26 protein-coding genes are annotated in these 25,309 nt (G+C 71.4%); 16 read left to right on the top strand and 10 right to left on the bottom strand.

Going from position 1 to position 25,309, the window contains the following annotated elements:
* Positions 1 to 125: 125 nt before the first annotated feature.
* From groES to ABZ463_RS05045, 4 genes are all read left to right on the top strand, one after another.
* Positions 126 to 437, top strand: a complete 312-nt coding sequence (gene groES / locus ABZ463_RS05060) for a co-chaperone GroES (protein WP_184712660.1) — start codon at positions 126 to 128, stop codon at positions 435 to 437.
* A gap of 90 nt (positions 438 to 527) precedes the next feature.
* The gene (gene groL / locus ABZ463_RS05055; protein WP_352015553.1) at positions 528 to 2,150 is read left to right on the top strand and encodes a chaperonin GroEL; all 1,623 of its coding nucleotides are present in this window, start codon (positions 528 to 530) and stop codon (positions 2,148 to 2,150) included.
* Between the two features lie 272 nt (positions 2,151 to 2,422).
* Positions 2,423 to 3,061 (top strand): sigma-70 family RNA polymerase sigma factor, encoded by a 639-nt coding sequence (locus tag ABZ463_RS05050; protein ID WP_352015615.1) that lies wholly within the window; start codon positions 2,423 to 2,425, stop codon positions 3,059 to 3,061.
* A 91-nt stretch (positions 3,062 to 3,152) separates the two neighbouring features.
* Entirely contained in the window at positions 3,153 to 3,356 is a 204-nt protein-coding gene (locus ABZ463_RS05045; protein ID WP_362773147.1) for a hypothetical protein, read from the top strand.
* On the opposite strand, the gene ABZ463_RS05040 is transcribed toward ABZ463_RS05045, so the two are convergent.
* On the bottom strand, positions 3,317 to 3,694 hold the full coding sequence (locus ABZ463_RS05040) for a DUF5319 family protein (RefSeq protein ID WP_362773144.1): 378 nt from the start codon (positions 3,692 to 3,694) through the stop codon (positions 3,317 to 3,319). The two genes, ABZ463_RS05045 and ABZ463_RS05040, sit on opposite strands and share 40 nt — an antisense overlap.
* Before the next feature lie 98 nt (positions 3,695 to 3,792).
* Positions 3,793 to 4,791 (bottom strand): helix-turn-helix transcriptional regulator, encoded by a 999-nt coding sequence (locus ABZ463_RS05035; RefSeq protein ID WP_352015550.1) that lies wholly within the window; start codon positions 4,789 to 4,791, stop codon positions 3,793 to 3,795.
* Positions 4,792 to 5,338: 547 nt separating this feature from the next.
* Here ABZ463_RS05035 and guaB point away from each other — a divergent pair.
* The 3 genes from guaB to ABZ463_RS05020 all read left to right on the top strand — a co-directional run bounded on the left by guaB (position 5,339) and on the right by ABZ463_RS05020 (position 9,260).
* Positions 5,339 to 6,820, top strand: a complete 1,482-nt coding sequence (gene guaB, locus ABZ463_RS05030) for an IMP dehydrogenase (RefSeq protein ID WP_352015549.1) — start codon at positions 5,339 to 5,341, stop codon at positions 6,818 to 6,820.
* Between the two features lie 85 nt (positions 6,821 to 6,905).
* A complete protein-coding gene (locus tag ABZ463_RS05025) occupies positions 6,906 to 8,024 on the top strand; it encodes a GuaB3 family IMP dehydrogenase-related protein (RefSeq protein WP_352015548.1) in 1,119 nt (372 codons plus the stop codon).
* Between the two features lie 291 nt (positions 8,025 to 8,315).
* Positions 8,316 to 9,260: a hypothetical protein gene (locus ABZ463_RS05020; RefSeq protein WP_352015547.1), complete on the top strand. Its 945-nt coding sequence runs from the start codon at positions 8,316 to 8,318 to the stop codon at positions 9,258 to 9,260.
* 24 nt (positions 9,261 to 9,284) lie between these two features.
* Here the strand turns inward: ABZ463_RS05020 and ABZ463_RS05015 are convergent, their stop codons facing one another.
* From ABZ463_RS05015 to ABZ463_RS05000, 4 genes are read right to left on the bottom strand one after another with little or no spacing between them, the layout of a single operon-like run.
* A complete protein-coding gene (locus ABZ463_RS05015) occupies positions 9,285 to 10,106 on the bottom strand; it encodes a class II fructose-bisphosphate aldolase (RefSeq protein ID WP_362773137.1) in 822 nt (273 codons plus the stop codon).
* Between the two features lie 12 nt (positions 10,107 to 10,118).
* Positions 10,119 to 11,108: a 1-phosphofructokinase family hexose kinase gene (locus ABZ463_RS05010; protein WP_362773134.1), complete on the bottom strand. Its 990-nt coding sequence runs from the start codon at positions 11,106 to 11,108 to the stop codon at positions 10,119 to 10,121.
* Positions 11,105 to 12,241, bottom strand: coding sequence for an N-acetylglucosamine-6-phosphate deacetylase (nagA, locus tag ABZ463_RS05005; protein ID WP_362773131.1), 1,137 nt, complete (start codon positions 12,239 to 12,241; stop codon positions 11,105 to 11,107). Before nagA ends, ABZ463_RS05010 begins: the two co-directional genes overlap by 4 nt.
* A gap of 37 nt (positions 12,242 to 12,278) precedes the next feature.
* Positions 12,279 to 13,160, bottom strand: coding sequence for an SIS domain-containing protein (locus ABZ463_RS05000; RefSeq protein ID WP_362773128.1), 882 nt, complete (start codon positions 13,158 to 13,160; stop codon positions 12,279 to 12,281).
* A gap of 104 nt (positions 13,161 to 13,264) precedes the next feature.
* On the opposite strand from ABZ463_RS05000, the gene ABZ463_RS04995 reads away from it, so the two are divergent.
* From ABZ463_RS04995 to ABZ463_RS04980, 4 genes are all read left to right on the top strand, one after another.
* Positions 13,265 to 14,035 (top strand): DeoR/GlpR family DNA-binding transcription regulator, encoded by a 771-nt coding sequence (locus ABZ463_RS04995; protein ID WP_352015542.1) that lies wholly within the window; start codon positions 13,265 to 13,267, stop codon positions 14,033 to 14,035.
* Between the two features lie 102 nt (positions 14,036 to 14,137).
* Positions 14,138 to 14,665, top strand: a complete 528-nt coding sequence (locus ABZ463_RS04990; protein ID WP_352015541.1) for a MarR family winged helix-turn-helix transcriptional regulator — start codon at positions 14,138 to 14,140, stop codon at positions 14,663 to 14,665.
* A 146-nt stretch (positions 14,666 to 14,811) separates the two neighbouring features.
* Positions 14,812 to 15,774 (top strand): hypothetical protein, encoded by a 963-nt coding sequence (locus tag ABZ463_RS04985; protein WP_362773123.1) that lies wholly within the window; start codon positions 14,812 to 14,814, stop codon positions 15,772 to 15,774.
* An 87-nt stretch (positions 15,775 to 15,861) separates the two neighbouring features.
* On the top strand, positions 15,862 to 16,869 hold the full coding sequence (locus ABZ463_RS04980; RefSeq protein ID WP_362773120.1) for a hypothetical protein: 1,008 nt from the start codon (positions 15,862 to 15,864) through the stop codon (positions 16,867 to 16,869).
* A gap of 6 nt (positions 16,870 to 16,875) precedes the next feature.
* On the opposite strand, the gene ABZ463_RS04975 is transcribed toward ABZ463_RS04980, so the two are convergent.
* Entirely contained in the window at positions 16,876 to 17,538 is a 663-nt protein-coding gene (locus ABZ463_RS04975; protein ID WP_352015538.1) for a response regulator transcription factor, read from the bottom strand.
* A gap of 174 nt (positions 17,539 to 17,712) precedes the next feature.
* On the bottom strand, positions 17,713 to 18,915 hold the full coding sequence (locus ABZ463_RS04970; RefSeq protein WP_362773116.1) for a histidine kinase: 1,203 nt from the start codon (positions 18,913 to 18,915) through the stop codon (positions 17,713 to 17,715).
* A gap of 244 nt (positions 18,916 to 19,159) precedes the next feature.
* Between ABZ463_RS04970 and ABZ463_RS04965 the strand changes: the two genes are divergently transcribed.
* From ABZ463_RS04965 to ABZ463_RS04945, 5 genes are all read left to right on the top strand, one after another.
* A complete protein-coding gene (locus ABZ463_RS04965; protein ID WP_362773113.1) occupies positions 19,160 to 20,677 on the top strand; it encodes a hypothetical protein in 1,518 nt (505 codons plus the stop codon).
* The gene (locus tag ABZ463_RS04960; RefSeq protein WP_362773110.1) at positions 20,674 to 21,078 is read left to right on the top strand and encodes a FixH family protein; all 405 of its coding nucleotides are present in this window, start codon (positions 20,674 to 20,676) and stop codon (positions 21,076 to 21,078) included. Before ABZ463_RS04965 ends, ABZ463_RS04960 begins: the two co-directional genes overlap by 4 nt.
* Positions 21,079 to 21,278: 200 nt before the next feature.
* Positions 21,279 to 22,427, top strand: coding sequence for a hypothetical protein (locus tag ABZ463_RS04955; protein ID WP_352015534.1), 1,149 nt, complete (start codon positions 21,279 to 21,281; stop codon positions 22,425 to 22,427).
* Positions 22,428 to 22,430: 3 nt separating this feature from the next.
* Positions 22,431 to 22,985: a hypothetical protein gene (locus ABZ463_RS04950; protein ID WP_362773106.1), complete on the top strand. Its 555-nt coding sequence runs from the start codon at positions 22,431 to 22,433 to the stop codon at positions 22,983 to 22,985.
* A 79-nt stretch (positions 22,986 to 23,064) separates the two neighbouring features.
* Positions 23,065 to 23,769, top strand: coding sequence for a DUF5710 domain-containing protein (locus tag ABZ463_RS04945; protein ID WP_362773103.1), 705 nt, complete (start codon positions 23,065 to 23,067; stop codon positions 23,767 to 23,769).
* On the opposite strand, the gene ABZ463_RS04940 is transcribed toward ABZ463_RS04945, so the two are convergent.
* On the bottom strand, positions 23,763 to 24,392 hold the full coding sequence (locus ABZ463_RS04940) for an NAD(P)H-binding protein (RefSeq protein ID WP_362773100.1): 630 nt from the start codon (positions 24,390 to 24,392) through the stop codon (positions 23,763 to 23,765). The genes ABZ463_RS04945 and ABZ463_RS04940 overlap by 7 nt on opposite strands.
* Entirely contained in the window at positions 24,389 to 25,285 is an 897-nt protein-coding gene (locus tag ABZ463_RS04935; RefSeq protein ID WP_362773097.1) for an EamA family transporter, read from the bottom strand. Before ABZ463_RS04935 ends, ABZ463_RS04940 begins: the two co-directional genes overlap by 4 nt.
* Between the last annotated feature and the right edge of the window lie 24 nt (positions 25,286 to 25,309).

The raw sequence follows: 25,309 nt of genomic DNA, 5'->3' as shown, positions 1-25,309 counted from the left end.
TGTTCCGTATTGGCACTCTCCCGGTGAGAGTGCCAAACATACGCGACGAGGCAGGTCTGACACCCGCGACGGCAGACCGCTGGTCGCCTCTTCTAGATCATTCAAATCTGAAGGGGAGGTCCGACGTGACGACCGCCACCAAGGTTCCCGTTAAGCCGCTCGGCGACCGCATCGTGGTCCAGCCGCTTGAGGCCGAGCAGACCACTGCTTCCGGTCTCGTCATCCCGGACACCGCCAAGGAGAAGCCGCAGGAGGGCAAGGTCCTCGCTGTCGGCCCTGGCAACTGGGACGAGGACGGCGACAAGCGCATTCCGCTCGACGTCAAGGAGGGCGACGTCGTCCTCTACAGCAAGTACGGCGGCACCGAGGTGAAGTACGGCGGCGAGGAGTACCTCGTGCTCTCCGCCCGTGACGTGCTCGCCATCATCGAGAAGTAACCGACACTTCGCAGAGATGACGTATCGAGCCCCGGGTCGCGCGAGCGCCCGGGGCTTTGATGCGCCGACGTGCTTTCAGAGAGGACCACAATGCCCAAGATCCTGTCCTTCGAGGAGGACGCGCGCCGCGCTCTTGAGCGTGGTGTCAACGCCCTCGCCGACGCGGTCAAGGTGACCCTCGGCCCCCGTGGCCGCAATGTCGTCATCGACAAGAAGTTCGGCGCGCCGACCATCACCAACGACGGTGTCACCATCGCGCGTGAGGTCGAGCTGGAGAAGCCGTACGAGAACCTCGGCGCCCAGCTCGCCAAGGAGGTCGCGACCAAGACCAACGACGTCGCCGGTGACGGCACGACCACCGCGACCGTCCTCGCCCAGGCGATGGTCCGCGAGGGCCTGCGCAACGTCGCGGCCGGCGCCCAGCCGCTGTCCCTCAAGCGCGGCATCGACCTGGCCGCCAAGGCCGTCAGCGACAAGCTGATCGACTCGGCCAGGCCGGTCGAGGACAAGAAGGAGATCGCCCACGTGGCGACGATCTCCGCGCAGGACGCCAAGATCGGTGAGCTGATCGCCGAGGCGTTCGACAAGGTCGGCAAGGACGGCGTCATCACCGTCGAAGAGTCCAACACCATGGGCCTCGAACTGGAGTTCACCGAGGGTCTCCAGTTCGACAAGGGTTACCTTTCGCCCTACATGGTGACCGACCAGGAGCGGATGGAGGCGGTTCTCGAAGACCCCTACATCCTGATCAACCAGAACAAGATCGCTTCGGTCGCGGACTTCCTGCCGCTGCTGGAGAAGGTCGCGCAGACCAAGAAGGCGCTGCTTGTCATCGCCGAGGACGTCGAGGGCGAGGCCCTGGCCGTCCTGGTCACCAACAAGATCCGCGGCACCTTCACCTCGGTCGCGGTCAAGGCCCCCGGCTTCGGTGACCGCCGCAAGGCCATGCTGCAGGACATCGCCATCCTCACCGGTGGCGAGGTCGTCAGCGAGGAGGTCGGCCTCAAGCTGGAGCACGTCGGCCTGGAGGTCCTCGGCACGGCCCGCCGTGTCGTGATCACCAAGGACAGCACCACGGTCGTGGACGGCGCGGGCGACGCGCAGGCCATCGCCGACCGCGTAAAGGAGATCAAGCTCGCCATCGAGCAGTCCGACTCCGACTGGGACCGTGAGAAGCTCCAGGAGCGTCTGGCCAAGCTCTCCGGCGGTGTCTGCGTGCTGAAGGTCGGCGCGGCCACCGAGGTCGAGCTCAAGGAGAAGAAGCACCGCCTTGAGGACGCCATCTCCGCGACGCGCGCCGCGATCGAGGAGGGCATCGTCTCCGGCGGTGGCTCCGCGCTCATCCACGTCTCCAAGGTCCTCGACGACCTGGGCCTGTCCGGTGACGAGGCGACCGGTGTCGCCGTGGTCCGCAAGGCGCTCATCGAGCCCGCCCGCTGGATCGCGGAGAACGCCGGCCTTGAGGGCTACGTCGTGACGACCAAGGTCTCCGAGCTCCCCGTCGGTCAGGGCCTCAACGCCGCCACCGGCGAGTACGGCGACCTGATCTCCCAGGGCGTCATCGACCCGGTCAAGGTCACCCGCTCGGCCGTCCAGAACGCCGCCTCCATCGCCGGCATGCTGCTGACGACCGAGGCCCTCGTGGTGGACAAGCCCGAGGAGGAGGCTCCGGCCGCCGCCGGGCACGGCCACGGTCACGGCCACGGCCACTGATCCGCTTTCGCCGTACGGCCCGCATCTCTCACCGGATGCGGGCCGTTTCGTTTTCCGGTAAACCGAAACGTGCCTCAAAGCGTCATGCGAGGATGCGCGTAAGGAGTAAACTTTCATGTGACCAATGGCCGACATAATCAGCGGTCCAATGAAATATTCCTTCAGGCGCAAAGCCTTACTGTGGTCGATTGATTACGCCCCGTTATCGCCCTCTCAATGTGACCAATCCGTAGCCGTTCGCCATGACGACAGGCTCGATCGGGGCGGGCATCATGCCTAACGTGACCGAGGGATGCGTCGCCGACGCCAAAAGTGGGGTAAGGCTTGCGACGAGATCTGAAGGGGTCCCCCACAGGGACGATCTCAAGGATCTGACGAGCCTCGCCGTTCAGGGAGATCGCACCGCGATCGAATCTCTGATCGCGCAGTTACGGCCAATGGTCGTCCGATATTGCCGTGCTCGCCTCGGGCGGGTTTCCGGTCAGTACCACATCGCGGACGACGTGGCGCAGGAGGTGTGCATCGCGGTTCTGTCCGCCCTGCCGCGTTATCGCGACATGGGCAGGCCCTTCGCGTCCTTCGTCTTCGGCATCGCCTCCCACAAGGTGGCCGACGCGCTGCGCAGTTCGGTGCGCTCCGCCGTACCCACCCAGGACCTTCCCGACGGTCCTGACGAGGGACCGGGGCCCGAGGAGACCGTGGTGCGCTACATCGAGGCCGAGCACGCCCGCAGGCTGCTCTCCAGGCTCCCGGACAACCAGCGTGAACTGCTCATGCTCCGCGTGGTCTCGGGGTTGTCGGCCGAGGAGACGGGTAACGTGCTCGGCATGTCACCAGGCGCGGTCCGGGTCGCGCAGCACCGGGCGCTCGCGCGGTTGCGCGCGATGGCGGAGCTGGAGTCGACGGCTTGACCGCGGACCAGCCGGGCCGGATCCACCGGCGCCGCCGGGAAGCGTGGAGTGGGTCTCGCCGGTCCGGTGAGACCCATTGGCGGGTGAGCCCATGACGGCGGTCCACCCCAGGCGTCCCGTCCGGAGATACGGCCCTGAGGAGGATCGGGGCGTCACCGAGACCGACCGCCTTCTCGACGGGCTCTCCCGGCGTGAGCCCGCCTCGTCCTCGGACGTCGCCGTCGGTCTACTGGCCGCGCTGATCGACGACGTCGATCAGCGGTGCCCCTCGGTGTCGGTCACCCCGTCGACGTAACCCCTGGCGTACTCCCAGGTCACATAGTTCGTGGGGTCGGGCTGGTAGGCGGGTTCGTGAACCTGTGGCCTGCCGTTGTCGATCATCTGCCGCAGGTTGCCGCGCAGCAGCTCCCAGTCGAAGTAGTGCTGTTCCCCGCACTCGGGGCAGTCGAGCACCAGCCCGAGCACCCCCTGGGGCTCAAGGAGAGACCGGAAGACCTCGACGTCGGCGAGGTCCGTCATGGCCTCGTCGCGTTCGGCGGAGGTCAGCGACTGGGGGGAGTTCGTCTCACCCAGTGCCGCCGCCGGGTCGTCGGGGTCGTCCGCGAACGGGTCGCGGGGGACGTCGTCGAGCACGATCCCACCTTATGGCCTTGATATGACCTTGATGTGCGGCAGGTCCAACCGGCGGCCCACGGGCACGCGGAGCGACACGCAGGCGCGCAAAGAGGCCTTCACGTCAGCCAGCCGCGCCGGGCGGCCTCCGCGCCCGCCTGGAAGCGGGACTGGGCGCCGAGCTCGGCCATGGCGTCGGCGAAGCGGGCCCGCACCGTGCGCACCGAGACCCCGAGCTGCCTGGCGATCATCTCGTCGGAGACGCCCTGGGCGGCGAGCCGCAGCACCTGGATCATCCCGTCGCCCCGGCGCGGCCAGGGCAGCGGCGCCGCGCGGGCCCACAGCTCGTCGAAGAGGGAGCGCAGCGCGTCCACCACGACGGGGGTTCTGACCAGGTGGAAGTTGTAGGCGCTCTCCGCCAGCGTGCCGCCCCACCGGGCGGGCACACCCGCGGCGTCGGTCCCGGCGATCAGGAACCAGCTCGGCACCGTGTCCAGGGTGCGGACACGGGCCCCGGCCTGCTGGAACTGGCTCAGCTTCTCCCGCAGCGCGGGGATCTCCAGGGTCTGGACCGGGATGATGTTCCTGGTGGACAGCAGGCCCGCGCGCTGCGCCCCGATCCACTGGTCGGCGTAGCGGTGCGCGAAGTCGTTCATCGTGCGCCGGTCGGGGATGACCGAGAGCAGTTCGAGCGGCGGCGCCTGTACGGCCATGCCGATCACACTCTCGTACAGCTCGTCAGCCCCGCCGACCAGGTCGACGGAGAACCGGCCCGCCTGGTAGTCGCGGCCCGCGTCGTACTCGTGGATGAGGTCGCGGATCGACCCGACGACGGTGTCGATCCTGCGGCTCTCCGCGGCGAGCCGGTCGAGCCGGTCGGCGAGCAGGTGGCCCAGGGCCGTCGCGGGGTGACGGGCGAGGTACTCGCCGCCCTGCTCGTGGACCACGCCCAGCTTCACCAGGGTGGCCAGCTCGCGGCTCAGCCGCTCAGGCGAGCCGTCCAGGGCGTCGGCGAGTTCGGCGCAGGTTGCGCGGTGCAGGCGTAGCACCGCGTTGTAGAGAGAGATCTGGGCCGAGGTGAAGCCCAGACTCTCAAGCGGCGGTGTGTCGGTACGCATCGGCGAGAGGCTCCAGAGATGGCACGGCGTTCCGCGAGAATAACGTCCCGAAATCACCGGTGTCCGGGCGTTGCGTCTTCTGGGCCTCTTCCGGTCTCGTGGACGACTCGTCCCGAGCCGTCGCCGATCGGGGAACCCGGTCCTTCCTGGGCGGTCGGGTGCAGCTTCGTGCAACTGCACGTCCGTACATTGCGTGTGAACGGAAGGTAACGCAGACTTTACCCAGCGTCGGCGAGGGGCGTGGGCGTAGTGGCCGTTCGGACGCGGAGGGGGGTCCGGCGGCGTGCGGTGTCCCCGCGCCTCCCGCCGGTGACCGGGGAGCCGGGCGGGTCACCGACCGCTCGGTTCCCCAAACCCCGGCCGGGACCGGGCGGTCCGTCGGCCGCCCGGCTCCCGTCCTTCAGGGAGGGGAACCGGACGCTCACCGGCCGTCCGGTTCCCCACCTTCCCCGGTGTCCTCCGGGTTTGGCGCCAGACTCTAAACTGTGACCCGGGGGCCGGCGCCTTCCCCACTCCACTTGAGAGCGCCGTGGCAGGAGGGTCGCAGATGGCAAGGTTCACCGAGACCGGGCTCACGTTCGACGACGTGCTCCTGGTTCCCGCCTATTCGGATCTACAGCCGGGTGAGGCGGAGACCACCACCCGCCTGTCGCGGGGCATCACCCTGCGCATCCCGCTCGTCTCCGCCGCGATGGACACGGTTACCGAGGCGCGGATGGCGGTGGCGATGGCGCGTCAGGGCGGCATCGGCATCCTGCACCGCAACCTCTCCATCGAGGAGCAGGCCCAGCAGGTCGATCTCGTCAAGCGCTCCGAGGCCGGGATGGTCACCAACCCGGTCACCTGCTCGCCCGAGGACACGCTCGCCGACGTCGAGCGTCTGTGCGCGACCTACCGCATCTCCGGTGTCCCGGTGACGGACGAGAACGGCGTGCTGGTCGGCATCGTCACCAACCGCGACATGCGCTTCGAGACCGACCACGGCCGCCCCGTGCGCGACGTCATGACCTCGATGCCGCTGGTCACCGCGCCGGTCGGGGTCTCCAGGGACGACGCCTTCGCGCTGCTGCGCAAGAACAAGATCGAGAAGCTGCCGCTGGTCGACGCGGGCGGACGGCTGCGCGGGCTCATCACCGTCAAGGACTTCACCAAGAGCGAGCAGTACCCCCTGTCCACGAAGGACGCCGACGGCAGGCTCGTCGTCGGAGCCGCGATCGGCGTGGGCGAGGACGCCGAGAAGCGGGCGGCGGCCCTGATCGAGGCCGGGGTCGACGTGGTCGTGGTCGACGTCGCGCACGGCCACTCCAAGGGCCTGGCCGACATGATCTCCAAGCTCAAGGCCAACAGCGGCGTCCAGGTCGTCGGCGGCAACATCGCCACCCGCGCGGGTGCCCAGATGCTGGTCGACGCGGGGGCCGACGCGGTCAAGGTCGGCGTCGGGCCCGGCTCCATCTGCACCACCCGGGTGGTCGCGGGCGTCGGCGCGCCGCAGGTCACGGCCATCCACCAGGCCTCGCTCGCGGCCGGTCCCGCCGGAATCCCGGTGATCGGCGACGGTGGCCTGCAGTACTCCGGTGACATCGCCAAGGCCATCGCGGCCGGGGCGGACACGGTCATGCTCGGCTCGCTCCTGGCGGGCTGCGAGGAGTCGCCGGGTGAGCTGATCTTCATCAACGGCAAGCAGTTCAAGTCCTACCGGGGGATGGGCTCGCTGGGCGCGGTCCGCAACCGCGAGCGCGGCGGGACCTCCTTCAGCAAGGACCGCTACGCCCAGGCCGACGTCGGCAGCGAGGACAGGTTCATCCCCGAGGGCATCGAGGGCCAGGTCCCCTACCGCGGGCCGGTCGCCGCGGTCGCCCACCAGCTCGTCGGCGGTCTGCGCCAGGGCATGTGGTACTCCGGGTGCCGCACGATCGAGGACATGCACAGCAGGTGCGAGCTCATGCCGATCACCGCGGCCGGGCTCAAGGAGAGCCACCCGCACGACATCCAGATGACCGTCGAGGCTCCGAACTACCACCGCCGATAGAGTCCCGACCCGGTTCTCGCGACGGGCCGGGCCGTGACGGCACGGTACGGCCCGCCGTACAGGCATGACATGGAAAGACAGGCATATGACTCAGGTGGAGATCGGCCGCGGCAAGAACGGCCGCCGTGCCTACGCGCTCGACGAGATCGGCATCGTTCCCTCCCGCCGCACCCGTGACCCCGAGGAGGTCTCGATCGCCTGGCAGATCGACGCCTACCGGTTCGAGCTGCCCGTCGTGGTGAGCCCGATGGACAGCGTGGTCTCCCCGGCGACGGCGATCGAGGTGGGCAGGCTCGGCGGGCTGGCCGTACTCGACCTTGAGGGGTTGTGGACCCGCTACGACGACCCGACGTCGCTGCTGGCCGAGGTGGCCGAGCTTGAGGGGGAGGCCGCGACCAGGCGGCTCCAGGAGATCTACAACGCGCCGATCAGGGAAGAGCTGATCGGCCGTCGCATCGAGGAGATCCGCGCGGCCGGGGTGACCACGGCGGTGCGGTTGTCCCCGCAGCGCACGGTCCAGTACCACAAGGCCGTCATCGACGCGGGTGTGGACATCTTCGTGATCCGCGGCACCACGGTCTCCGCCGAGCACGTCTCCGGGCGGGCCGAGCCGCTCAACCTCAAGCAGTTCATCTACGAGCTGGACGTGCCGGTGATCGTCGGCGGCTGCGCCACCTACACCGCGGCGCTGCACCTCATGCGGACCGGCGCGGCCGGCGTCCTGGTCGGCTTCGGCGGCGGCGCCTCGCACACCACGCGCACGGTGCTCGGCGTCGCGGTGCCGATGGCCACCGCGATCTCCGACGTGGCCGCGGCCCGGCGCGACTACATGGACGAGTCGGGCGGCCGGTACGTCCACGTCATCGCCGACGGCGGCATGGGCACCTCGGGTGACATCGCCAAGGCGATCGCCTGCGGTTCTGACGCGGTCATGGTCGGCTCTCCTCTCGCCAGGGCCACGGAGGCCCCGGGCCGCGGGTTCCACTGGGGCTCCGAGGCCCAGCACCCCGAGCTGCCCCGGGGCAAGCGGGTGCAGTTCGGCACGGTCGGCACGCTGGAGCAGATCCTGCACGGTCCCTCCTCGGTCGCCGACGGTTCGATGAACCTCATGGGCGCGCTCAAGCGGACGATGGCCACCGCCGGATACTCCGACCTGAAGGAGTTCCAGCGGGTCGAGGTCGTCGTCGCCCCCCAGGGTTCCTGACACCGCCGTTTCTGCCGTGCCCGGAGCGATTCGCTCCGGGCACGCGTGTTTTCCCGCCCGTGCGCCGTGGCCCGGTACCGCTCCGGAACAGGTCCATCACCGACCGGGAAGGCCCCAGGTCGGGTGTCGTCGGACGGCACGGGAGGCGCGCCGGATGTGCGCTGGGTGCCAGGGATTGGCGCTGGGGGACACTGTCATGGGTGTCGACGCAGACCGGCGGCTGGTCACGAAATTGACACTGTCTGCGTCGGCAAAAGTGACGTAAGCCGAAAAATCTGTGAACATTCCCATGTGTCGGATGATCGTGAGCTGCGGGTCGCTCTTCGGGAAGGCCCGTTCCACGTCGCGCTCCGCGCCGCGGTCGAAGCGAGGGGGCTGACCCTTGACCGGCTCCGCCACCGCCTTGAGGAGCGCGGGCTGCGGGTCGGGATGACGAGCCTGAGCTACTGGCAGCAGGGACTGCGCCGCCCCGAGCGGCCCGAGTCGCTGCGGGCCGTACGGGCGCTTGAGGAGATCCTCATCCTCCCGCCGCGCTCGCTGATGGGCCTGCTCGGGCCGCCCCGGCCCCGGGGCAGGGGGCAGAACGGCGGGGGTACGTCCGTCCCGATCTCCGCCGCCGTTCCCTACGCCACGATCCTTGAGCCCTCACGCGCGCTCTCGGCCCTGCTGCAGGACCTCGACGGCTCCGCCGACGACAGGCGGCTGCACATCAGCGGGATGTACGAGACGCTGCAGATCGGCCCGGACCGCAGCGTCGTGCGCCGTGAGACGCTCCAGGTGATGCGGGCGCAGGAGGCGACCGACCGCCACATCATCGTCTACCGGGGCGACCTGGGGTGCGACGTCGAACGCGTGCGGATCAGGGCGCTTGAGGACTGCCGGGTCGGCAGGGTCAGGCGGGACGGCCCGACCGCGCTCGTGGCGGCCGAGCTGCTGTTCGACCGCAGGTTGCGGGTCGGGGAGACCCAGGTGATCCGCTACGAGCTGGCCGACCCGAGCGGGGTGGAGACGACCGAGTACGAACGGGGGTTCCGCTTCCCCGCCGGGCAGTACACGCTCAGGGTGAGCTTCGCCGCCTCGGCGCTGCCCGCGGGCATCCGCCGCTTCTCCCGGCACGACCACGCCGCGGAGGAGCACGACCACGGTGAACTGACCCTCAACGCCCACCACGCGGTCCACCTGGTGGCCGACTCGCTGCGCCCCGGCCTGATCGGCATCCGCTGGAACTGGCCGTAGGGGCGTCGAGGGGTGTCGTAGGGGTTAGGCCAGGACCTTCAGGAGGCGGGTGACCTCGGTGGCGACGGCCGTACGGGCGGCGGCGAGGTAGACGCGGGAGTCGACGACCCGCTCGTCGGCGGCCAGGTGGTCGCGGATCGCCCCGGTGAAGGTCTTGTTGAGGTGGGTGGCGATGTTGATCTTCTTCATGCCGTGCCGTACGGCGGCGCGGAGGGTCTCGTCCGGCACGCCCGAGGAACCGTGCAGCACCAGCGGGACGGGTACGGCGGCGCGCAGCGCGGAGATCAGCTCAAGGTCGAGCACGGCGTCCCTGGTCGTCATGGCGTGCGAGCTGCCGACGGCCACGGCCAGCGCGTCCACCCCGGTCCTGGCCACGTAGTCCACGGCCTCGTGCGGCCTGGTCCGCGCCCCGGGCGCGTGCACCCCGTCCTTGCCCCCCACCTCGCCGAGCTCGGCCTCCACCCACAGGCCATGGGCGTGGCAGTGGGCGGCGACCTCGGCGGTGAGCGCCACGTTCTCCTCGTCGGGCAGCGCGGAGGCGTCGAACATCACCGAGCCGATCCCCAGCTCCGCGGCCTCCTCGACCAGCGCGCGGTCGGTGGCGTGGTCGAGGTGGACGGCGACGGGCACGGCCGCCGCCCTGGCGACCGCCAGGGACGCCGCCGCGATCGGGGCGAGCGCGCCGTGGTAGCGGACGCAGTTCTCGCTGATCTGCAGCACGACGGGTGTGCCTGCGGCCTCGGCCCCGGCGACGATCGCCTCCGCGTGTTCGAGCTGGATGACGTTGAACGCGCCGACGCCCTTTGGAGCGTTCCCGACGATGTCGCCGATTCCGACGAGGGACATGATTGGCCTCCGTTACACAGGTTCCGCTTCCACCCGGACACCCGGGTGGACCTCCCGCAGGACGTCGGCGTCGAAGTCACCCGCGACCGGGGCCGCGACCGCCGCCGCGCCGAGCGCCGCCGCCCGGCGCAGCCGTTCCGGCCAGGGGGTGCCCTCGACCAGGCCGAGCGTCAGCCCCGCGACCAGCGCGTCACCCGCGCCGGTCGGGTTCCCCTCGACCCGGTACGGCATCGCCGCCCGCCACGCCCCCTCGGGGGTCACCGCGAGCAGGCCGTCGGCCCCGAGGGAGACCACGACCGCCCTGGCCCCGGAACGCCTGAGGACCTGGGCCCCCCGCACGGCGGCGCCGGGGCCGGTGCCGGGGCTGTGAGCCTCCTGGGGGCCGGACAGGGCCAGGGCCCGGGCGAGTTCCTCGGCGTTGGGCTTGACGATCTCGGGCCGCCCGCCGGGGGCGTGCCTGAGCGGCTCGCCGTCGGCGTCCACGACCGCCGGGACGCCGTGGGCCCGGGCGCGGGCGGCGAGTTCGGCGTACAGGCGCGGGGAGACCCCGGAGGGCAGGCTGCCGGAGATCACGACCGCGGCGGCACCCCTGAGCCGGGCCTCGTAGTCGCTCAGGAAACGCCCGATCTCGTCCTCGGTGACGAGCGGACCCGGTTCGTTGAACAGCGCGGTGCGCCCCGGGGCGCGGCCGTGGTCGTGGACGGCCAGGGTGGCGCGGGAGGGGCCGGAGATCGGGGTGAGGGCGGTGGGCAGGCCCGCGGCGGCGAGGTCGGCCAGGGCGGCCTCGCCGTTCGGGCCGCCCGCGAGACCGGTGACGAGCACCTCGCAGCCGAGGGCGGCGAGCACCCTGGCCACGTTGACGCCCTTGCCGCCCGCCCTGCGGTGCACGGCCCCGACGCGGTTGACGCCGTCCCAGTCGACGTCCCCGGTCACGTAGGTGACGTCGAGTGCGAGGTTCAGCGTGACGGTCAGGACCGGACCACGGGCGGGCGGGGAGGTCATCGGGGAGCCGTCGTCCAGTTTCCGTGCCGCATGACGCCGGAGACCTCCAGGTCGTCGGTGAGCACCACCAGGTCGGCCCGCTTGCCGACGGAGATGGAGCCGAGGTCGTCGGCCAGGCCGAGCACCTTGGCGGGGGTGAGCGAGGTGATCTTGACCGCCTCGGGCAGCGACAGGCCGACCTGCTGTACGGCGCGGCGGAAGGCCACGTCCATGGTGAGCGTGCTGCCCGCGATGGAGCCACCGCCGGCCAGCCTGGCGACGCCGTCGACGACCTCGACCCGCATCGGGCCGAGACCGTACACGCCGTCGCCCATGCCCGCGGCGGCCATGGCGTCGGTGATGAGCACGGTCCTGCCGGGACCGGCGACGTCGTAGGCCAGGCGCATCATCGCCGGGTGCACGTGCACACCGTCGTTGACCAGCTCGATGGTGACCCGCTCGTCCTCAAGCAGCGCGGCGATCGGGCCGGGGTCGCGGTGGTGCAGGGGCGGCATCGCGTTGTAGAGGTGGGTGGCCACGCTGCCGCCCGCCTCGATGCCCAGCAGGGTCTGCTCGTAGTCGGCGTCGCTGTGCCCGAGGGCGGCGATCACGTCGTTGGCGACGGCCTCCCTGATGGTGTCCAGCGCCCCGGGCAGCTCGGCGGCGAGGGTGAGCATCCGTATGTGGCCGCGGCCCGCCTTGAGCAGCTCGGTGAACTCCCGGACGGAGGGCTCCCGCAGGAGGGCGGGGTTGTGCGCGCCGCAGCGGGCCTTGGAGATGTAGGGGCCCTCAAGGTGGACGCCGGCCAGCAGGCCGTCCTCGCACAGGTCGGCCAGGGCGGAAGCGGCCCTGGTCAGCTCGTTCGTGGTCGCGGTGACCAGGCTGGCGACGATCGTGGTCGTCCCGTGCGCGGCGTGCAGGGCGGCGACCCGGCGGGCCTCCTCCTGGTCGCCGCTGGGGAAGGATCCTCCGGCGCCGCCGTGGGAGTGGATGTCGACGAAGCCCGGAACCACGTGGCGGCCCCCGAGGCTGAGCCCGGGGCCGGGGGCGGCGCCCCGGCCCACATGGGTGATGCGGCCGTCCTCGATGGTGAGCCAGCCCTCGTGGACACCTTCGGGGGTCACGACACGGGCGTCGGAGAGTGTGATGCTCATGGCGTCAGTTCTTCCCGTTTCTCCCACCGGTCAATGTTCAGGAGGGGAGGATGACAGAACGGGTCAAGTTGAGTGGTTCGTCCGGGTTGAGTCCCTGGGCCAGCGCCCTGGCCACGGCCACCCGCTGAACCAGGACCAACTCGGCCATCGGGTCGAGGAGGCTGTTCAGGAACGCTCCACCCGTGGCCTCGACCTCGGCGCGCAGCCCCCTCGCGCCCTCCCCGAGGACCCAGGTGACGCGGTTCGGGCCCGCGATGCTGATCGGGCCGTGGCGGTACTCCATCGCGGGATAGGACTCGGTCCACGCCCGGCACGCCTCACGCATCTTCAGGGCGGCCTCAAGCGCCAGGCCGTACGACCAGTCCCGGCCGAGGAAGGTGAACTGCTCGGCGGTCAGGGTGATCTCGGGGAGCGGGACGGCGAGCGCCCGTTCGGCGTCGGCGATCGCGCCGCTCAGGTCCTCGCCGAGGTGGGCGCGGAGCAGGGCGAGCTGCGTCGTGGCGAAGCGGGTCTGCACGACCGACCGCTCGTCGGCGAAGTCGAGCATCACGATCTCGTCGGCGGCGGTCACGACGGGGGTGCCGGGGGAGGCGGTGACGGCGCTCGTCCTGACGCCCCGCTCACGCAGGGCCGCCAGCGCGTCGAGGACCTCGGTCGTCGTGCCCGACCTGGTCAGCGCGAGCACCCGGTCGTACGGACGTCCCACGGGGAACTCGGAGGCGGCGAAGGCGTCGGTCTCGCCCTGTCCGGCCCGCTCGCGGAGCACCGCGTAGGACTGGGCGACGAACCACGAGGTGCCGCAGCCGATGACGGCCACCCGCTCCCCGGGGCGGGGCAGCGCGTCCCTCGGGGTCTCGGCGACGGCTCTGCGCCAGCGGTCGGGCTGGGACACGATCTCGGATTCGGTGTGCGTGGTCACGGCGCGCCTCCCCAAGAAGCTTCGTTTGTGATTGATTTATACCAGAAATGAGCAACTTTGTGCAGAGGTGGGTTTTGATCGCCCCGTGTGCAAGGCTGACTGCTGTGAGCCGATATGAGCGCTGGAACGCGATCCTCGAACTGCTCTCGCAGGAGGGGCGGTTGTCCGTCGAGGAGGCCGCGGAGGCGCTGACCGTCTCGACGGCGACGATCCGCCGCGACTTCGACCAGCTCGCCCAGCAGCAGATGCTCATGCGCACCCGTGGTGGCGCCGTCTCCCAGAGCGTGAGCTACGACCTGCCGCTGCGCTACAAGACCGCCCGTCACGCCGACGAGAAACAGCGGATCGCGGACGCCGCGGCCGAACTGGTCACACCGGGCGCGATCGTCGGCATGAACGGCGGCACGACCACCTCGGAGGTGGCCCGCGCCCTGGCGATCAGGGCCGACCCCGACCTCGGCTTCACCGTGGTCACCAACGCGCTGAACATCGCCGCCGAGCTGACGGTCAGGCAGCACGTGAAGATCGTGGTGACCGGCGGGGTGGCGAGGCCGCAGTCCTACGAGCTGATCGGCCCGCTGGCCTCGGGGGTGCTCGAACAGGTCGCGCTCGACATCGCCTTCCTCGGCGTGGACGCGCTCGACCCGGTCGCGGGCGCCTTCGCCCACCACGAGGGCGAGGCGAGCGTCAACAACCTGCTGATCGGCAGGGCCTCCCAGGTCGTCGCGGTCGCCGACGCCTCCAAGATCGGCGGGCGGGCCTTCGCGCGGATCTGCTCGATCGACGCGATCGGCACCCTGATCACCGACGAGGGCCTGCCGGACGAGGAGGCCGCCCGGTTCACCGACGCGGGCGTGAATGTGGTCCGCGTCTAGCGTCCCAGAACAGGGATTTGTCGGAAATCATCTAGGATCAGGAGGGTCCGGACGATTCCGCCGCCCGGGGTCGATATGGCCGAACCCCCGAGGAGCTTGTCTGTGAGTGGCGCGCACACCCTGCGGCAGACCGAGGAGGCCGTCTCGGGAAAGCTCCAGGGGCTGGAGCTGGACTTTCGCGCCATGACCGCGATCTCGAACCTCTACCGGGTCGCCTCGTCCATCAGGAACCACTTCGAGCAGACCGTGCTGAAGGAGGCCGAGCTCACCTGGACCGCCTTCGTGGTGCTGTGGGTCGTGTGGATCTGGGAGTCGATCGAGAACCGGCACGTCGCCGAGGAGGCGGGCATCACCAAGGGCACGCTGACCGGGGTGGCGCAGACGCTTGAGGCACGCGGGCTGATCCTGCGGGAGATCCCGGCGACCGACCGCAGGCGTACCGTCTTCTCCCTCACCCCCGAGGGCAGGAAGCTGATGACCACCCTGTTCCCCGAGTTCAACCGGGAGGAGCAGTTCGTGCTCTCCGGCCTCGGCGAGAGGCGCCTGACCGAGCTGGGGGAGTCGCTCAGGCACGTCCTCCAGCACCTGGAGAAGGAGGGCCCGGAGCGCAGGGCCTCCCGGGGCGCCTGAGACCGACCGGCTCTCCGGGGCCTCGCGCCGGACGACCCGGTGGCTTTCCGGGGTCCGGCGGTCTTTCAGGGGTTCGGCGGCTCTTCAGGGCTTCGGCGGCGGATAACCCGGTGCGGCGGGAGTGGGCCGTACGCCACGATGTTCCGATGAACGACCCCTGGCTTGGGCGGATTCTCCGTGAGGGGGCGGCGCCGGAGATGCTTGAGGCGCTGGCCGAGCGGCTGTCCCCCGCAGATCTTCAGACGCTGCTGATGGCCGTCCATCGGCGTCGTGCGGCCGACGTCACGCCCGCCCATCTGCTCCGGCGGTACGAACGTGACCGGTTCACCGCCCTCTCACCGGTCGACGCGGGCGACCTGGCGCGCCTGACCCTGCTGGCCCACGAACGTCTCACCGGGCACGGGTTCACCGGCCTCGCGACGGCGCCGGTCTGCCCGCTGGGCACCGCCTCGGCGGTGGCGACCGTGAGCCAGGACAAGGTGCTGACGACGATCCGCAACACCGAGGTCGTCTCGGACGTGACCAACGTCCTGGCCCTCGAATGCGCCGTCCGCCGCCGGGACCTGCTCCGGGACGAGCCCCGCTCCCGGTCGAGGGTACGGCTCGGCGCGGCACAGCGCGTCCTGCGCGCGCAGCCGTTCGGGCCGGGCATGACGCAGCACTTCGCGCTGCTCGGGCTGTGTACGGCGGGCCGGGACGAGGGTTCCTTCGGCTTCGAGACGGAGACCCTCGTCGAGCACGTCGGCGTTCACCTGGACATCCTGGACGGAGCCCGCGAACTCGGCCACGCCATCCCGGCGGTGCGCGTCGGCCTCACCGACCTGACCGGAGGACGGCACCGTACGGCGCTGCGCGAACGGGTCCTCGACCGGTTGGCGCCGGAACACCCGGACGTCACCTTCGTCTTCGACGACGAGCGCGTGACGGGGCGCGGTTACTACACCGGCGTCTCGTTCGGGATCGACGTCGTCACGCCATGGGGTGAGACCCTCAACCTCGGGGACGGCGGGTCGACCACCTGGACCGCGGTGCTGCTCGGCAACGCCAAGGAACGGCTGCTGATCAGCGGGCTGGGGATCGAGCGGGTGTGCGGGCTTCTCGCTGAGTGACCTTTGTCCAGTTTCGGGGGGAATGGGGTGATCATTTCACCCTTTTGGGTGACGTGCGGTGCGGTGTGGATGGCTAAGGTCCTGGGCATGCGTGCTCTCGGATGGACTCTGGCGGTTGCGGGACTGGTGCTTGCCGGATGCGGCACCGACGGCTCGGAGGAGGGACAGGGCCTGCGCCAGGCGATGGCGCGTCTCGACGCCTCCGGCCCCGCCGCGACCTACCTCGAATACGGCGACATGGCGCACTGGCGCAAGCTCGGCGTGGTCACCGACAAGGGGCCGGGCCAGGACAAGCGCTGGAGGGCCGCCGTCGGCTCGGGCTTCGGCGACCTCGCGGTGAGCGGGGACAGGCTCGCCGAGGCGACCGGTCTCAACGTGTTCGCCGCGAACCAGGCCGTCAACATCGGAGTCCCGCCGAAGACCGCGATCCGTGTCGAGGGCGCTCTCGACGCCTCGGGCATCAGCGCCAAACTGACCTCCATGGGGGCCAAGCCCCGGGAGATCGGCGGCCAGGAGGGGCTGTCCCTCGCCGAGGACAACATGATCGACATGAAGGGCCCGCAGTCCGGGCTCGGGCTGATCAACCAGCTCAACCAGGTGGTGGTCACGGACTCCGCGCTGGTCGCGGGCGCCGCGGCCGAGCCCGTCGCGGCGGCGCTCGGCACCGGCTCCTCCCTGGCCGAGAACCCCGACCACGCCGCAGTCGCCGACTGCCTGGGCGACGTCGTCTCCGCGATCGTCATGGCCCCCACACAGCCGGGCGGGGTCGTCCTGTACGGCGTCGGCCTGCGCAGGCCCGCGTCCACGGCCGACAAGGCGGTCGACGTGGTGTGCGTGCTGCCGAGGGCCGCCGAGGTGGGCAAGGTGTTCAAGGAGCGCCTCACCACGACCGCCGTCGTCGCGGGCAAGCCCCTGTCCGACTCGGTCGAGACGGTCGCGCACGACGACGTCAGCTCGGGCGACCGTACGGTCCACCGCGCCCTGCTGACCGTCAAGCCCGACGGCCCGGTCCTGATGGCCAACCAGCTGCTGATCCGCCGCGACCTGGAGCGCCTGGCCGACCCGGCCGCCCCTGTCGACCCGCTCGGCTCCTGAGGGCCTTCACCGGGGCGGCGTCCCGGCCAGGCCGTTCAGGTGGGCGTAGACGACGGCGTGGACCCGGTCGCGCAGGCTGAGTTTGGACAGGATGCGGGAGACGTGCGTCTTGACGGTCTCCTCGCCGACGTGGAGGGCCGCGGCGATCTCGGCGTTGCTGCGGGCGTCGGCCAGCAGGAGCAGCACCTCACGCTCCCGGGAGGTCAGCCGTTCGAAGTCGGCGGGCACGGCCGTCGGCTCGATGCTGGTGGTGAACCGGGCGATCAGGCGCCGGGTCACCGAGGGGTCGATCAGCGCGTCCCCCCGGGCGGCCACCCGGATCGCGGACGCCATCTCCTCCGGAGGCAGGCTCTTCAGCAGGAAGCCGCTGGCCCCGGCCCGTAACGCGCGGTAGACGTAGTCGTCGTTGTCGTAGGTGGTCAGCACCAGGACCCTGGTGACGTTCCCCGGCGCCGCCAGGATCGCCTCCGTCGCGGCCAGGCCGTCCAGCCTGGGCATCCGCACGTCCAGGATCGCCACGTCCGGGCGGAGCCGCAGGGTCTCGGCGACCGCCTCGTGGCCGTCTCCGACCTCGGCGACGCAGAGCAGGTCCGGCTGGGTTTCGAGTACGGCGCGCATACCGGAACGGAACATCGCGTGGTCGTCGGCGAGCAGCACGCGCAGCGTCACGGCGTCTCCAGGTCTCGGGGGCTGGGAGGTTCCGGACGGAAGCCGGTTCCGTGCGGAGAACGTGTCACGGACGGCGATTGTCTCCTGGAGACGCGGACTTTCGCGGACGGTTTGTTATATGGAGAAATTTCCGTATAAAAGGCATGAGGAGGTCGCCGGATCGGCTTTTTCGAATCAGAGTTGTGGCCGTTCCAGGGGGAAACTGGCCCTGACCTGCCAGTGTCTGCCGCCGGGCTGCACGCCGTAGGTGATCCGGCCGCCGAACAGCGCGACCCGCTGCCTGATCCCGGCCAGGCCCCGGTGCGGCGAACTCCGTTCCTCGAAGGGGCCGTGCCACTCGCCCAGCTGGTTGGTCACGGTCACGACCGCCTCTGTCTCCCGGTATTCGAGCTCGACGCCGACACTCTCGCCACGGCCGTGCCGCAGGGCGTTGGTGAGGGCCTCCTGCGCGACGCGGTACACCGCGACGTCGAGTGAGCCGGGCAGCTCACGGGGCGGGCCGTGGGTGGTCAGCGTGACCTTCAGGCCCGCGGCCCGCACGCCGTCGAGCAACTCGTCGAGGTTGTTCAGACCCGGCTGACGCCGCCCGGTCTCGGTCTCGTCGCCGTGCAGGATCGCCAGAAGCATGCGCAGGTCGGCCATGGCCGCGCGGCTGCTCGACTCGACGGCGGACAGCGACCTGTAGGCCCGGTCCGCCGAGCCGTCGCCGGGCGGCGCGCCGAGCCCGAGCCGCGCCGCGCCCGCGTGCATGCCGATCGCGCTGACGTGGTGGGAGATCACGTCGTGCAGGTCCCTGGCGATGGCGCTGCGCTCCTCGGCGACGGCTCGCTGTACCGCCGCCCGCTCGTCGTGGAGCCGCAGCTCGGCCTGGCGTTCCAACTCGGCGATGTAGGCGCGCCGCTCGGTCGTGTAACGCCCGACCATCCAGGGCAGCAGCACCCTGGCGGTGAGGTCGATCCCCAGGACGATCGGGCTCATCGGGCGGACGGCGATGTGGCCGACGGTCAGCAGATAGCTTCCCGTGACCCCCGCCGCCAGCGCCGCGAGCGCGGTCAACGCCTGCGTCGAGCGCAGCCACGCCCCCGCGCGGTATCCCGCGACCAGGAGGCCGGCCTCGACCGGGTGCCAGGGGGCGCCGGGGAACAGCAGCGCGGGCATCATGACGGCGAGGCCGTGGACCACCGCGACGACGCCGGAGAAACGGGGAGGGGTGGCCAGCAACGCGTCGATCACCAGGACGGCGAGGAGGGCCAGCCAGTACTGCCACACGCCGCTCGGCCGGTTGCCGAGCAGGAACACGCCCGAGTCCGCCACCATGCACACACCCGCGACCAGCAACGACTGGCCGGCCAGCGACCGGCTGGCGTCACGTCCCATGGCCCTCGCTCCTCGTCGGTCCCCACCCGGCATGCTGCCCGCTCTCCCTCCGGGAGGGAAGATCCCTCCCCATGGGGGAGAACACGGTATCCCCCGTGGGCACGGCCTTCGCGGGCCGTACCGTCCGGTGATCGGCTGAGGCGCGTTCTCGCAGGTGGGGGCCGCCGTGTCCCTCAAACGGGGGACCCGGATCCCGCTCCCAGGTGACGAAATCCCCGTGGTGTCCCGGTTAGCGTCGGCCGCGATGAGAACCTACGGACACCGGGTGCTGTTCATACCGGCCTTCGTGGTCCTGCTGGCGACCGTGCTGGTGGTCGGTCAACGGCCCGCGCTGGCCGACGGCGCGCCCACGGGACAGGACGTACACGTCGCCCAGACCCTGGGCACCCGTGAGCTCTCGGTCATCCTGCGCCGGGTGGACGAGGTGCCAGGCCCGCTGCGCGTCGAGGTCCTCACCCACGCGGGGGCCACCTCGGGAACCGGTCCGGGGGTCGGCGGGGGGAGGCTCACCCTGCGGCTGGTCCCGACCGGGGCCGGCGGCGCCGACGACGGCCTGCCCGCCGCGGGCACCGTCGTCAGCCAGGCAGAGCTGGTCCTGGGCGCCACACCCGGCGTGTACGGCACGACCCTGCGGGTCGACCGTCCCGGGCCGTGGGAGCTGACCGTCGACGACGGCCGTGACAGCGGGCGGATCCCGTTCGTCGTGCCCGCCCCGGTCAGCTCGCCTCCCGACACGGTCGCCTACGCGGGCTTCTCGGTGGCGGGCGGACTGCTGCTCCTCGCGCTCGGTACGGCGGTGTGGTCGCGGCGCTGGTGGCTTCCGCTGGTCCCGGCCTGCGGGATGGTCGCGGCCCTGGCCACCGGGGTGACCGGCGCCGCGCTGTCCCCGCTCACCCCGCAACCGCCGCTGCCCGGCCAGCAGGTGGACGCGACCGTGGACAACGTCGTCTCGCCCTACACGGCGGCCAGGCCGGTGAACGCCGACTACTCACGGCCACCGGTGAACATGCTGGTACGCGCCTCGGAGACGACCTCGGGACGCCTGGCGGACCTCGACCTGCTGCTGACGGACGGCTCGACGGGCCGGCCGGTCGAGGACCTGCTCGTCCACGACGACGCGCTGGTCCACCTGCTGGTCGTCTCACCGTCCGGCCGGTTGTGGCACCTGCACCCGGTCATGGCCGGTCCGGGCCGCTACCGGGTCGGCCTCGCCCTGGCGGAGCCAGGGCACTACGCGATCTCGGCGGAACTGGCCAGGCGGGGCGGCGGCGTGCAACTGGTCCGCTCGGCCTCCGGGCTGGACGTCGGCCCGGGCGCCACTCCCGTCGCGGCGGCGCCGCAGCCCGGAGGCCCGGGCCCGAGGGAGATCGACGGCGTCAGGGTCGACCTGGCCGTGACGGCGCCGTCGGCCGGGGCCGCCACCACGGTCACCGTCAAGGTCGGTGAGCGCGCCGACCTGCAGCCGTGGCTCGGCATGGTGGGGCACCTCATCGTCGTCGGGCCGCTGCCGGACTCCACACCGGTCGGCGCCGCCGCGCAGACCGCGCCGGTCTGGGGGCACGTGCACGCGATGGCCCCCAGGCCCAGGGGCGCGGCGAGCCGTCCTGACGAGACCGTCGCGATGTTCGGGCCCGAGGCGCGCTTCACCCACACCTTCCCCGAACCGGGCCGCTACCGGCTCTGGGCGCAGGTGGAGCGCGGCTACGCGCTGGTGACCGTACCGGCCGTGCTGGACGTCACGGCGCAGGAGGGGGACTCATGAGGCGTCGGGGGGCGTGGGCGGCCGTCTGCGTCGCCGTACTGGCCGGTGCCGCGCTGTGGCTGCTGTGGCCGCGTGGCGGCTCGGGGCCGACGGTGCTGCGCAGCGGGACGGAGCACTACCGGGTACGGCTCACGGTCGAACGCTCGGGGACGGGCCCCGTGACGGTCGACGTGGCCGACCTGCGGGGACGGCCGGTGACACTGCGCGGCGTCACCGTCGAGCCGGTCATGACGAACATGGGCCACGCCCTCGAACCCGTCCCCGCCGTGGCCCAGGGGCCGGGCAGGTACCGGGCCGAACGCCTGGCCCTGCCCATGGGCGGCGCCTGGGCGTTCACCGTGCTCATGGACGGGCCGGGAGGGACCGACCGGGTCACCTTCCCGGTGCTGGTGACCGGGTGACCCCGTCCTGACCGGCGACCGGGAGGCCCGAGGGCCCGGCGACCGACGGACCGACGGACCCTCGCGGCGGACGCCGGAGACCGGCCTCGCGGCGGACACCGGCGACCGGCGAGCCCGTGGGCCCGGTGAGTCCGTGCGGCCCGGCGACCCGGCGAGTCCGTGAGGACGACGACATGAACGAAACAACCGAGGAGGAAACGATGACCGTCGCTGACGGGGCGCTGCCGATCGGCGGACGCGCCCCGGCGTCCACCCGAGCGGTGACCACGCCCAAGGGATGGGTCCCCGCCTATGTCGTCCTGCTGGGCGCGGCGTTCTCGCTGACGGCCGCGAGCTGGGACATCCAGTGGCACATCGACGTGGGACCGGACACCTTCTTCACCCTGCCGCACCTGTTCCTGTACGCGGGCAGCGCCCTGTCCGGGCTGGCCAGCCTGGCCGTGGTGCTCATGACGACCGCCGCCAGGCGCAACGACCGCGCGATCGACGCCACCGTCGGCGGCCGGGCCGTACGGGTGTTCGGCGGGACCTTCGCCGCGCCGCTCGGCTACCTCGTCTCCGGCACCGGCTCTGCGGGCTTCCTGCTCTACGGCCTGTTCGACCTGTGGTGGCACAGTCTGTACGGCTTCGACGCCGTGATCGCCTCACCCCCGCACATCGGCCTGCTGCTGTCGATCACGCTGAGCATGGTCGGCGCCGTGATGGTCTTCGCCGCGGGAATGGAGCACCCCTGGGCCAGGGTCGGCGCCGTGCTCGCCCTCATCGTGACGCTGGCCTTCAGCCTGGTGGCCGCGCAGGGGCTTGAGGCGTTCGAGGGCGGCCCGGTGGACGCCATCGCGGTCGGTGTCACGTTCCTGACGACGCTGACGGTGTTCACCGCCGTGGGATTCCTGCGCGACACCCGGCTGATCCTGGGCTTCGGGGTCGCGTTCGCGCTCGCCCAGGGCCTGCTGTGGTGGTTCTCGCCCTGGGCGACCAGGGCGTACGCGGCCGGGGTCGGCCTGCCGCTGCGCGACTACGTGCCCGCGGCGCCGCTGGTGCCCTCGCAGATGCCGATGTCCCTGCTCGTGGCCGCCGTGCTGACCTGGGGGATCATGCGGGCCGTGGGTCGCCGGTGGACCGGGCTCCTGGCCGCGCCGCTGACGGGACTCCTGGTCGGGGCGCTCGTCACGACCTGTGGTCTGGTACAGACGATCCTGGCCTACGGGCACTCGCTGCCGTCGTTCCTCCCCCTGGCGCCGACGGTCGCCGTGGGCGCCCTCGCCGGGGCCCTGGCCGGGTTCCTCGGCCGCCGCTTCGCCGTCATGCTGCGCGTGATGGCGCCCGTCACGTCCCAGGAAGGTCGGTGACCCGTGTCTCCTCTCGGTTCTCTCTCCGGTTCACGGCGTGCCGTCGCGGCGGTGCTGGTCGCGACCGGCCTGGTCCTGGCGAGCGCGACCCCGGCCCTGGCCTATCCGCCGGTCGAGACCGTGCACACCGAACGGATCCAGGCGGGGCCGTACGGCGTCACCGTGGGGTTCAGCACCTGGCCGCTGCGGGCCATGCAGTCGCTGGACTTCACCTTCACCCCCGACGACGGGATCGGCGGCAAACACGGCACCATCACCATGGCCGGGCCCGGAGGCCAGAAGCACCGGAGCAGGCTGGCCAAGCACCCGCGCAAGCGGGAGGTGTGGGGCATGGACACCCTGGCCCTGCCCAGGGAGGGCACCTGGAGGTTCTCCCTCGCCGTCGAGGGGCCCTCGGGACGGGGGGAGGGTGTCATGAAGGACTTCCAGGTGCTTCCGCAGCCGGGGCCGCCGATGGCTCTGAGCTGGTCGGTGGGCACCGTCCCGCTCTGGGTGCTGATCGGGCTGCTCGCGGTGGCCTGGCGCCGTACCAGGATGGTTGTCGCCGAGCAGGTATAGAACTAGAAATATGCCTGACAGGTGGGATGTGTCGTGATCCGATGGCAGGTGGCCCCTCACCCCCGAACGGAGATCACGCATGGCTGCCGAACGGTTCTGGTTGGACGTCCCCTACGACGAGAAGGACGAGGCCAAGGCGCTGGGTGCCCGGTGGGACCCGGCCGCCAGGAGGTGGTACGCGCCTCAGGCCGGTATGACCGGGTTGGAGCGCTGGGCGGCGCTGCCGGACGTGCCCGACCTGCTGCCCGGTGAGGACCGCGCCTTCGGCTCCGGCCTGTTCGTCGACCTGGTCCCCACCTCGTGCTGGTTCACCAACGTCCGGTCCTGCGTCGACCGGCGCGACTGGGAACGGCTGCGCCGGATGATCACCCGGCGCGCCGCACACCGCTGCGAGATCTGCGGCCGGGGTGAGGACCGGGTCGTCCAGCGTTGGCTTGAGGCCCACGAGCGCTGGTCCTACGACAAGGCCGCCCGCACCCAGGCGCTGCGGCGGCTGGTGTGCCTGTGCACCGACTGCCACACCGTCACCCACATGGGGCTGGCCCAGATACAGGGCAAGGAGGTCCAGGCCGTCGCGCACCTGCGGGCCGTCACCGGGATGAGCGCGGGCCAGGCCGACTCCCACATCGACGCCGCGTTCGCCGAGTGGCACACCCGCTCGGCCATCACCTGGACCCTGGACCTGAGCATCCTCACCGACGCCGGTGTCACCCTGGCCGCTCCCCCCGAGGCGGCGGCCCGCGTCCGCCAGGCGGAGCGACGGCTACGGGGCGTCCGTCAGTAGCCGACCGTGAGGTGCCGGTCCCCGCAGGGGTTCTCCAGCTCGTCGAGTACGGCCACGGCGAGGTCCTCGGCGGAGATCCGGGAGGTGCCGTCGGCGTCGGCGATGAGGGTCGTGGTGCCGCGCCGGTACTCCCCGGTGCGGGTCCCGGGTTCGAGGAGGGCGGGCGGGCTGAGGTAGACCCAGCTCGCCGGGTGCGCCAGGCAGGCGTCCAGCTGCGCGGCACTGGCGGCGGCGATGGTACGGATCTCCGGGGGCACGTACCGGGGGCTGTCGAGAACGAGCAGGCCGGGATCGTCCGGCACCCGCAGGGGAGAGGCGCCCCCGACGACGAGGACGCGCGTGCCGGCCTTCGCGGCGGCGTCGAGCAGCGCCGTCGTGGTCGCCGCGACGGTGTGCTCCCGCCCGGGGACGGGCCGGGTGGCGGCCACGACCGCGTCGGCGCCGTCGAACAGTCCCGCCATGCGGCCGGAGTCGTCGGCGTCGCCCTCGACGAGGACCACGCCGGGCGGTGAGACGGGCCGGGTTCTCCTGAACACCGCGACGAGGTCGTGGCCCCGGTTCACGGCCTCGCTGACGACGCGCGAGCCGACCATGCCCGCGGCTCCGACGACGACGATCCTCATGAGGGTTTCCTTTCCATGGACGGGATGAGGCGGGCGGGTTGGGGGAGCTGGCCCGCGACGATCGCGGCGAGCGAGAGCCCGAACCCGGCGAGCTGGACCGGGCCGAGCGTCTGGCCGAGCAGGGCGACACCGAGGACGGCGGCGACCAGCGGCGACAGCAGGGTCAGGACCGCGACGGAGGTGACGGGCAGGACGGTGATGCCGTGGAACCACAGGGCGTAGGCGAGCAGGCCGCCGACCAGCCCCAGCCAGAGGTAGCCGAGGGCGGCGTTCAGGTCGATCGCCGGAGGCGCCCCCTCGGCGAGGAAGGTGACCGGGACCAGGAACAGGCCGCCCGCGGTGAGCTGCCAGCCGGCGAAGGCGGTCGGGCCGACCCCGGCGGGCCGTCCCCATCGCTTGGTGAGCGTCACACCGAGCGCCATGGCGACCGCGCCCGCGAGACCCGCGACCACCCCGGTGGCGTCGAGTGCCGCGTTCGGCCCGATCACCACCAGGCCGACCCCGGCGACGCCCACCACCCCCCACAGGATCCGCCAGACGGAGGGGCTCTCCCGCAGGACCGTCACGGCCAGGACGGCGACGACGAGCGGCTGGGCCGCGCCCAGGGTCGCGGCGACGCCGCCCGGCAGCCGTTCCGCCGTCACGAACAGCAACGGCAGGAACAGGCCGATGTTCAGCACGCCGAGCACCGCGGCCCTGCCCCACCAGACTCCCCTCGGGAGCGTCCTGGTGATCGCCAGCGCGAGCAGACCGGCGGGCAGCGCGCGCAGCAGCCCCGCGAACAGCGGATGCCCCTGGGGCAGGAGCTCGGTCGTGACGACGTAGGTCGTGCCCCACACCAGAGGCGCGAGCGCGGTCAGGACCGTACGCGGCAGATTGGTTGGATTCGTCACCCTCGCAGTCTCGCGGGAGGGCGA

This window comes from Streptosporangium sp. NPDC020145 (assembly GCF_040631275.1).
Classification (GTDB): Bacteria; Actinomycetota; Actinomycetes; order Streptosporangiales; family Streptosporangiaceae; genus Streptosporangium.
This window is presented reverse-complemented; position numbering and strand designations above follow the sequence as displayed.

What these genes read in the sequence shown, in the direction of transcription:
- groL (WP_352015553.1), top strand. Translation starts at nt 528, where the DNA reads ATGCCCAAGATCCTGTCCTTCGAGGAGGACGCGCGCCGCGCTCTTGAG.
- ABZ463_RS05050 (WP_352015615.1), top strand. Translation starts at nt 2,423, where the DNA reads ATGCCTAACGTGACCGAGGGATGCGTCGCCGACGCCAAAAGTGGGGTA.
- ABZ463_RS05045 (WP_362773147.1), top strand. Translation starts at nt 3,153, where the DNA reads ATGACGGCGGTCCACCCCAGGCGTCCCGTCCGGAGATACGGCCCTGAG.
- ABZ463_RS05035 (WP_352015550.1), bottom strand. Translation starts at nt 4,791, where the DNA reads ATGCGTACCGACACACCGCCGCTTGAGAGTCTGGGCTTCACCTCGGCC.
- guaB (WP_352015549.1), top strand. Translation starts at nt 5,339, where the DNA reads ATGGCAAGGTTCACCGAGACCGGGCTCACGTTCGACGACGTGCTCCTG.
- ABZ463_RS05025 (WP_352015548.1), top strand. Translation starts at nt 6,906, where the DNA reads ATGACTCAGGTGGAGATCGGCCGCGGCAAGAACGGCCGCCGTGCCTAC.
- ABZ463_RS05015 (WP_362773137.1), bottom strand. Translation starts at nt 10,106, where the DNA reads ATGTCCCTCGTCGGAATCGGCGACATCGTCGGGAACGCTCCAAAGGGC.
- ABZ463_RS05010 (WP_362773134.1), bottom strand. Translation starts at nt 11,108, where the DNA reads ATGACCTCCCCGCCCGCCCGTGGTCCGGTCCTGACCGTCACGCTGAAC.
- nagA (WP_362773131.1), bottom strand. Translation starts at nt 12,241, where the DNA reads ATGAGCATCACACTCTCCGACGCCCGTGTCGTGACCCCCGAAGGTGTC.
- ABZ463_RS04985 (WP_362773123.1), top strand. Translation starts at nt 14,812, where the DNA reads ATGAACGACCCCTGGCTTGGGCGGATTCTCCGTGAGGGGGCGGCGCCG.
- ABZ463_RS04980 (WP_362773120.1), top strand. Translation starts at nt 15,862, where the DNA reads ATGCGTGCTCTCGGATGGACTCTGGCGGTTGCGGGACTGGTGCTTGCC.
- ABZ463_RS04970 (WP_362773116.1), bottom strand. Translation starts at nt 18,915, where the DNA reads ATGGGACGTGACGCCAGCCGGTCGCTGGCCGGCCAGTCGTTGCTGGTC.
- ABZ463_RS04965 (WP_362773113.1), top strand. Translation starts at nt 19,160, where the DNA reads ATGAGAACCTACGGACACCGGGTGCTGTTCATACCGGCCTTCGTGGTC.
- ABZ463_RS04960 (WP_362773110.1), top strand. Translation starts at nt 20,674, where the DNA reads ATGAGGCGTCGGGGGGCGTGGGCGGCCGTCTGCGTCGCCGTACTGGCC.
- ABZ463_RS04955 (WP_352015534.1), top strand. Translation starts at nt 21,279, where the DNA reads ATGACCGTCGCTGACGGGGCGCTGCCGATCGGCGGACGCGCCCCGGCG.
- ABZ463_RS04945 (WP_362773103.1), top strand. Translation starts at nt 23,065, where the DNA reads ATGGCTGCCGAACGGTTCTGGTTGGACGTCCCCTACGACGAGAAGGAC.
- ABZ463_RS04940 (WP_362773100.1), bottom strand. Translation starts at nt 24,392, where the DNA reads ATGAGGATCGTCGTCGTCGGAGCCGCGGGCATGGTCGGCTCGCGCGTC.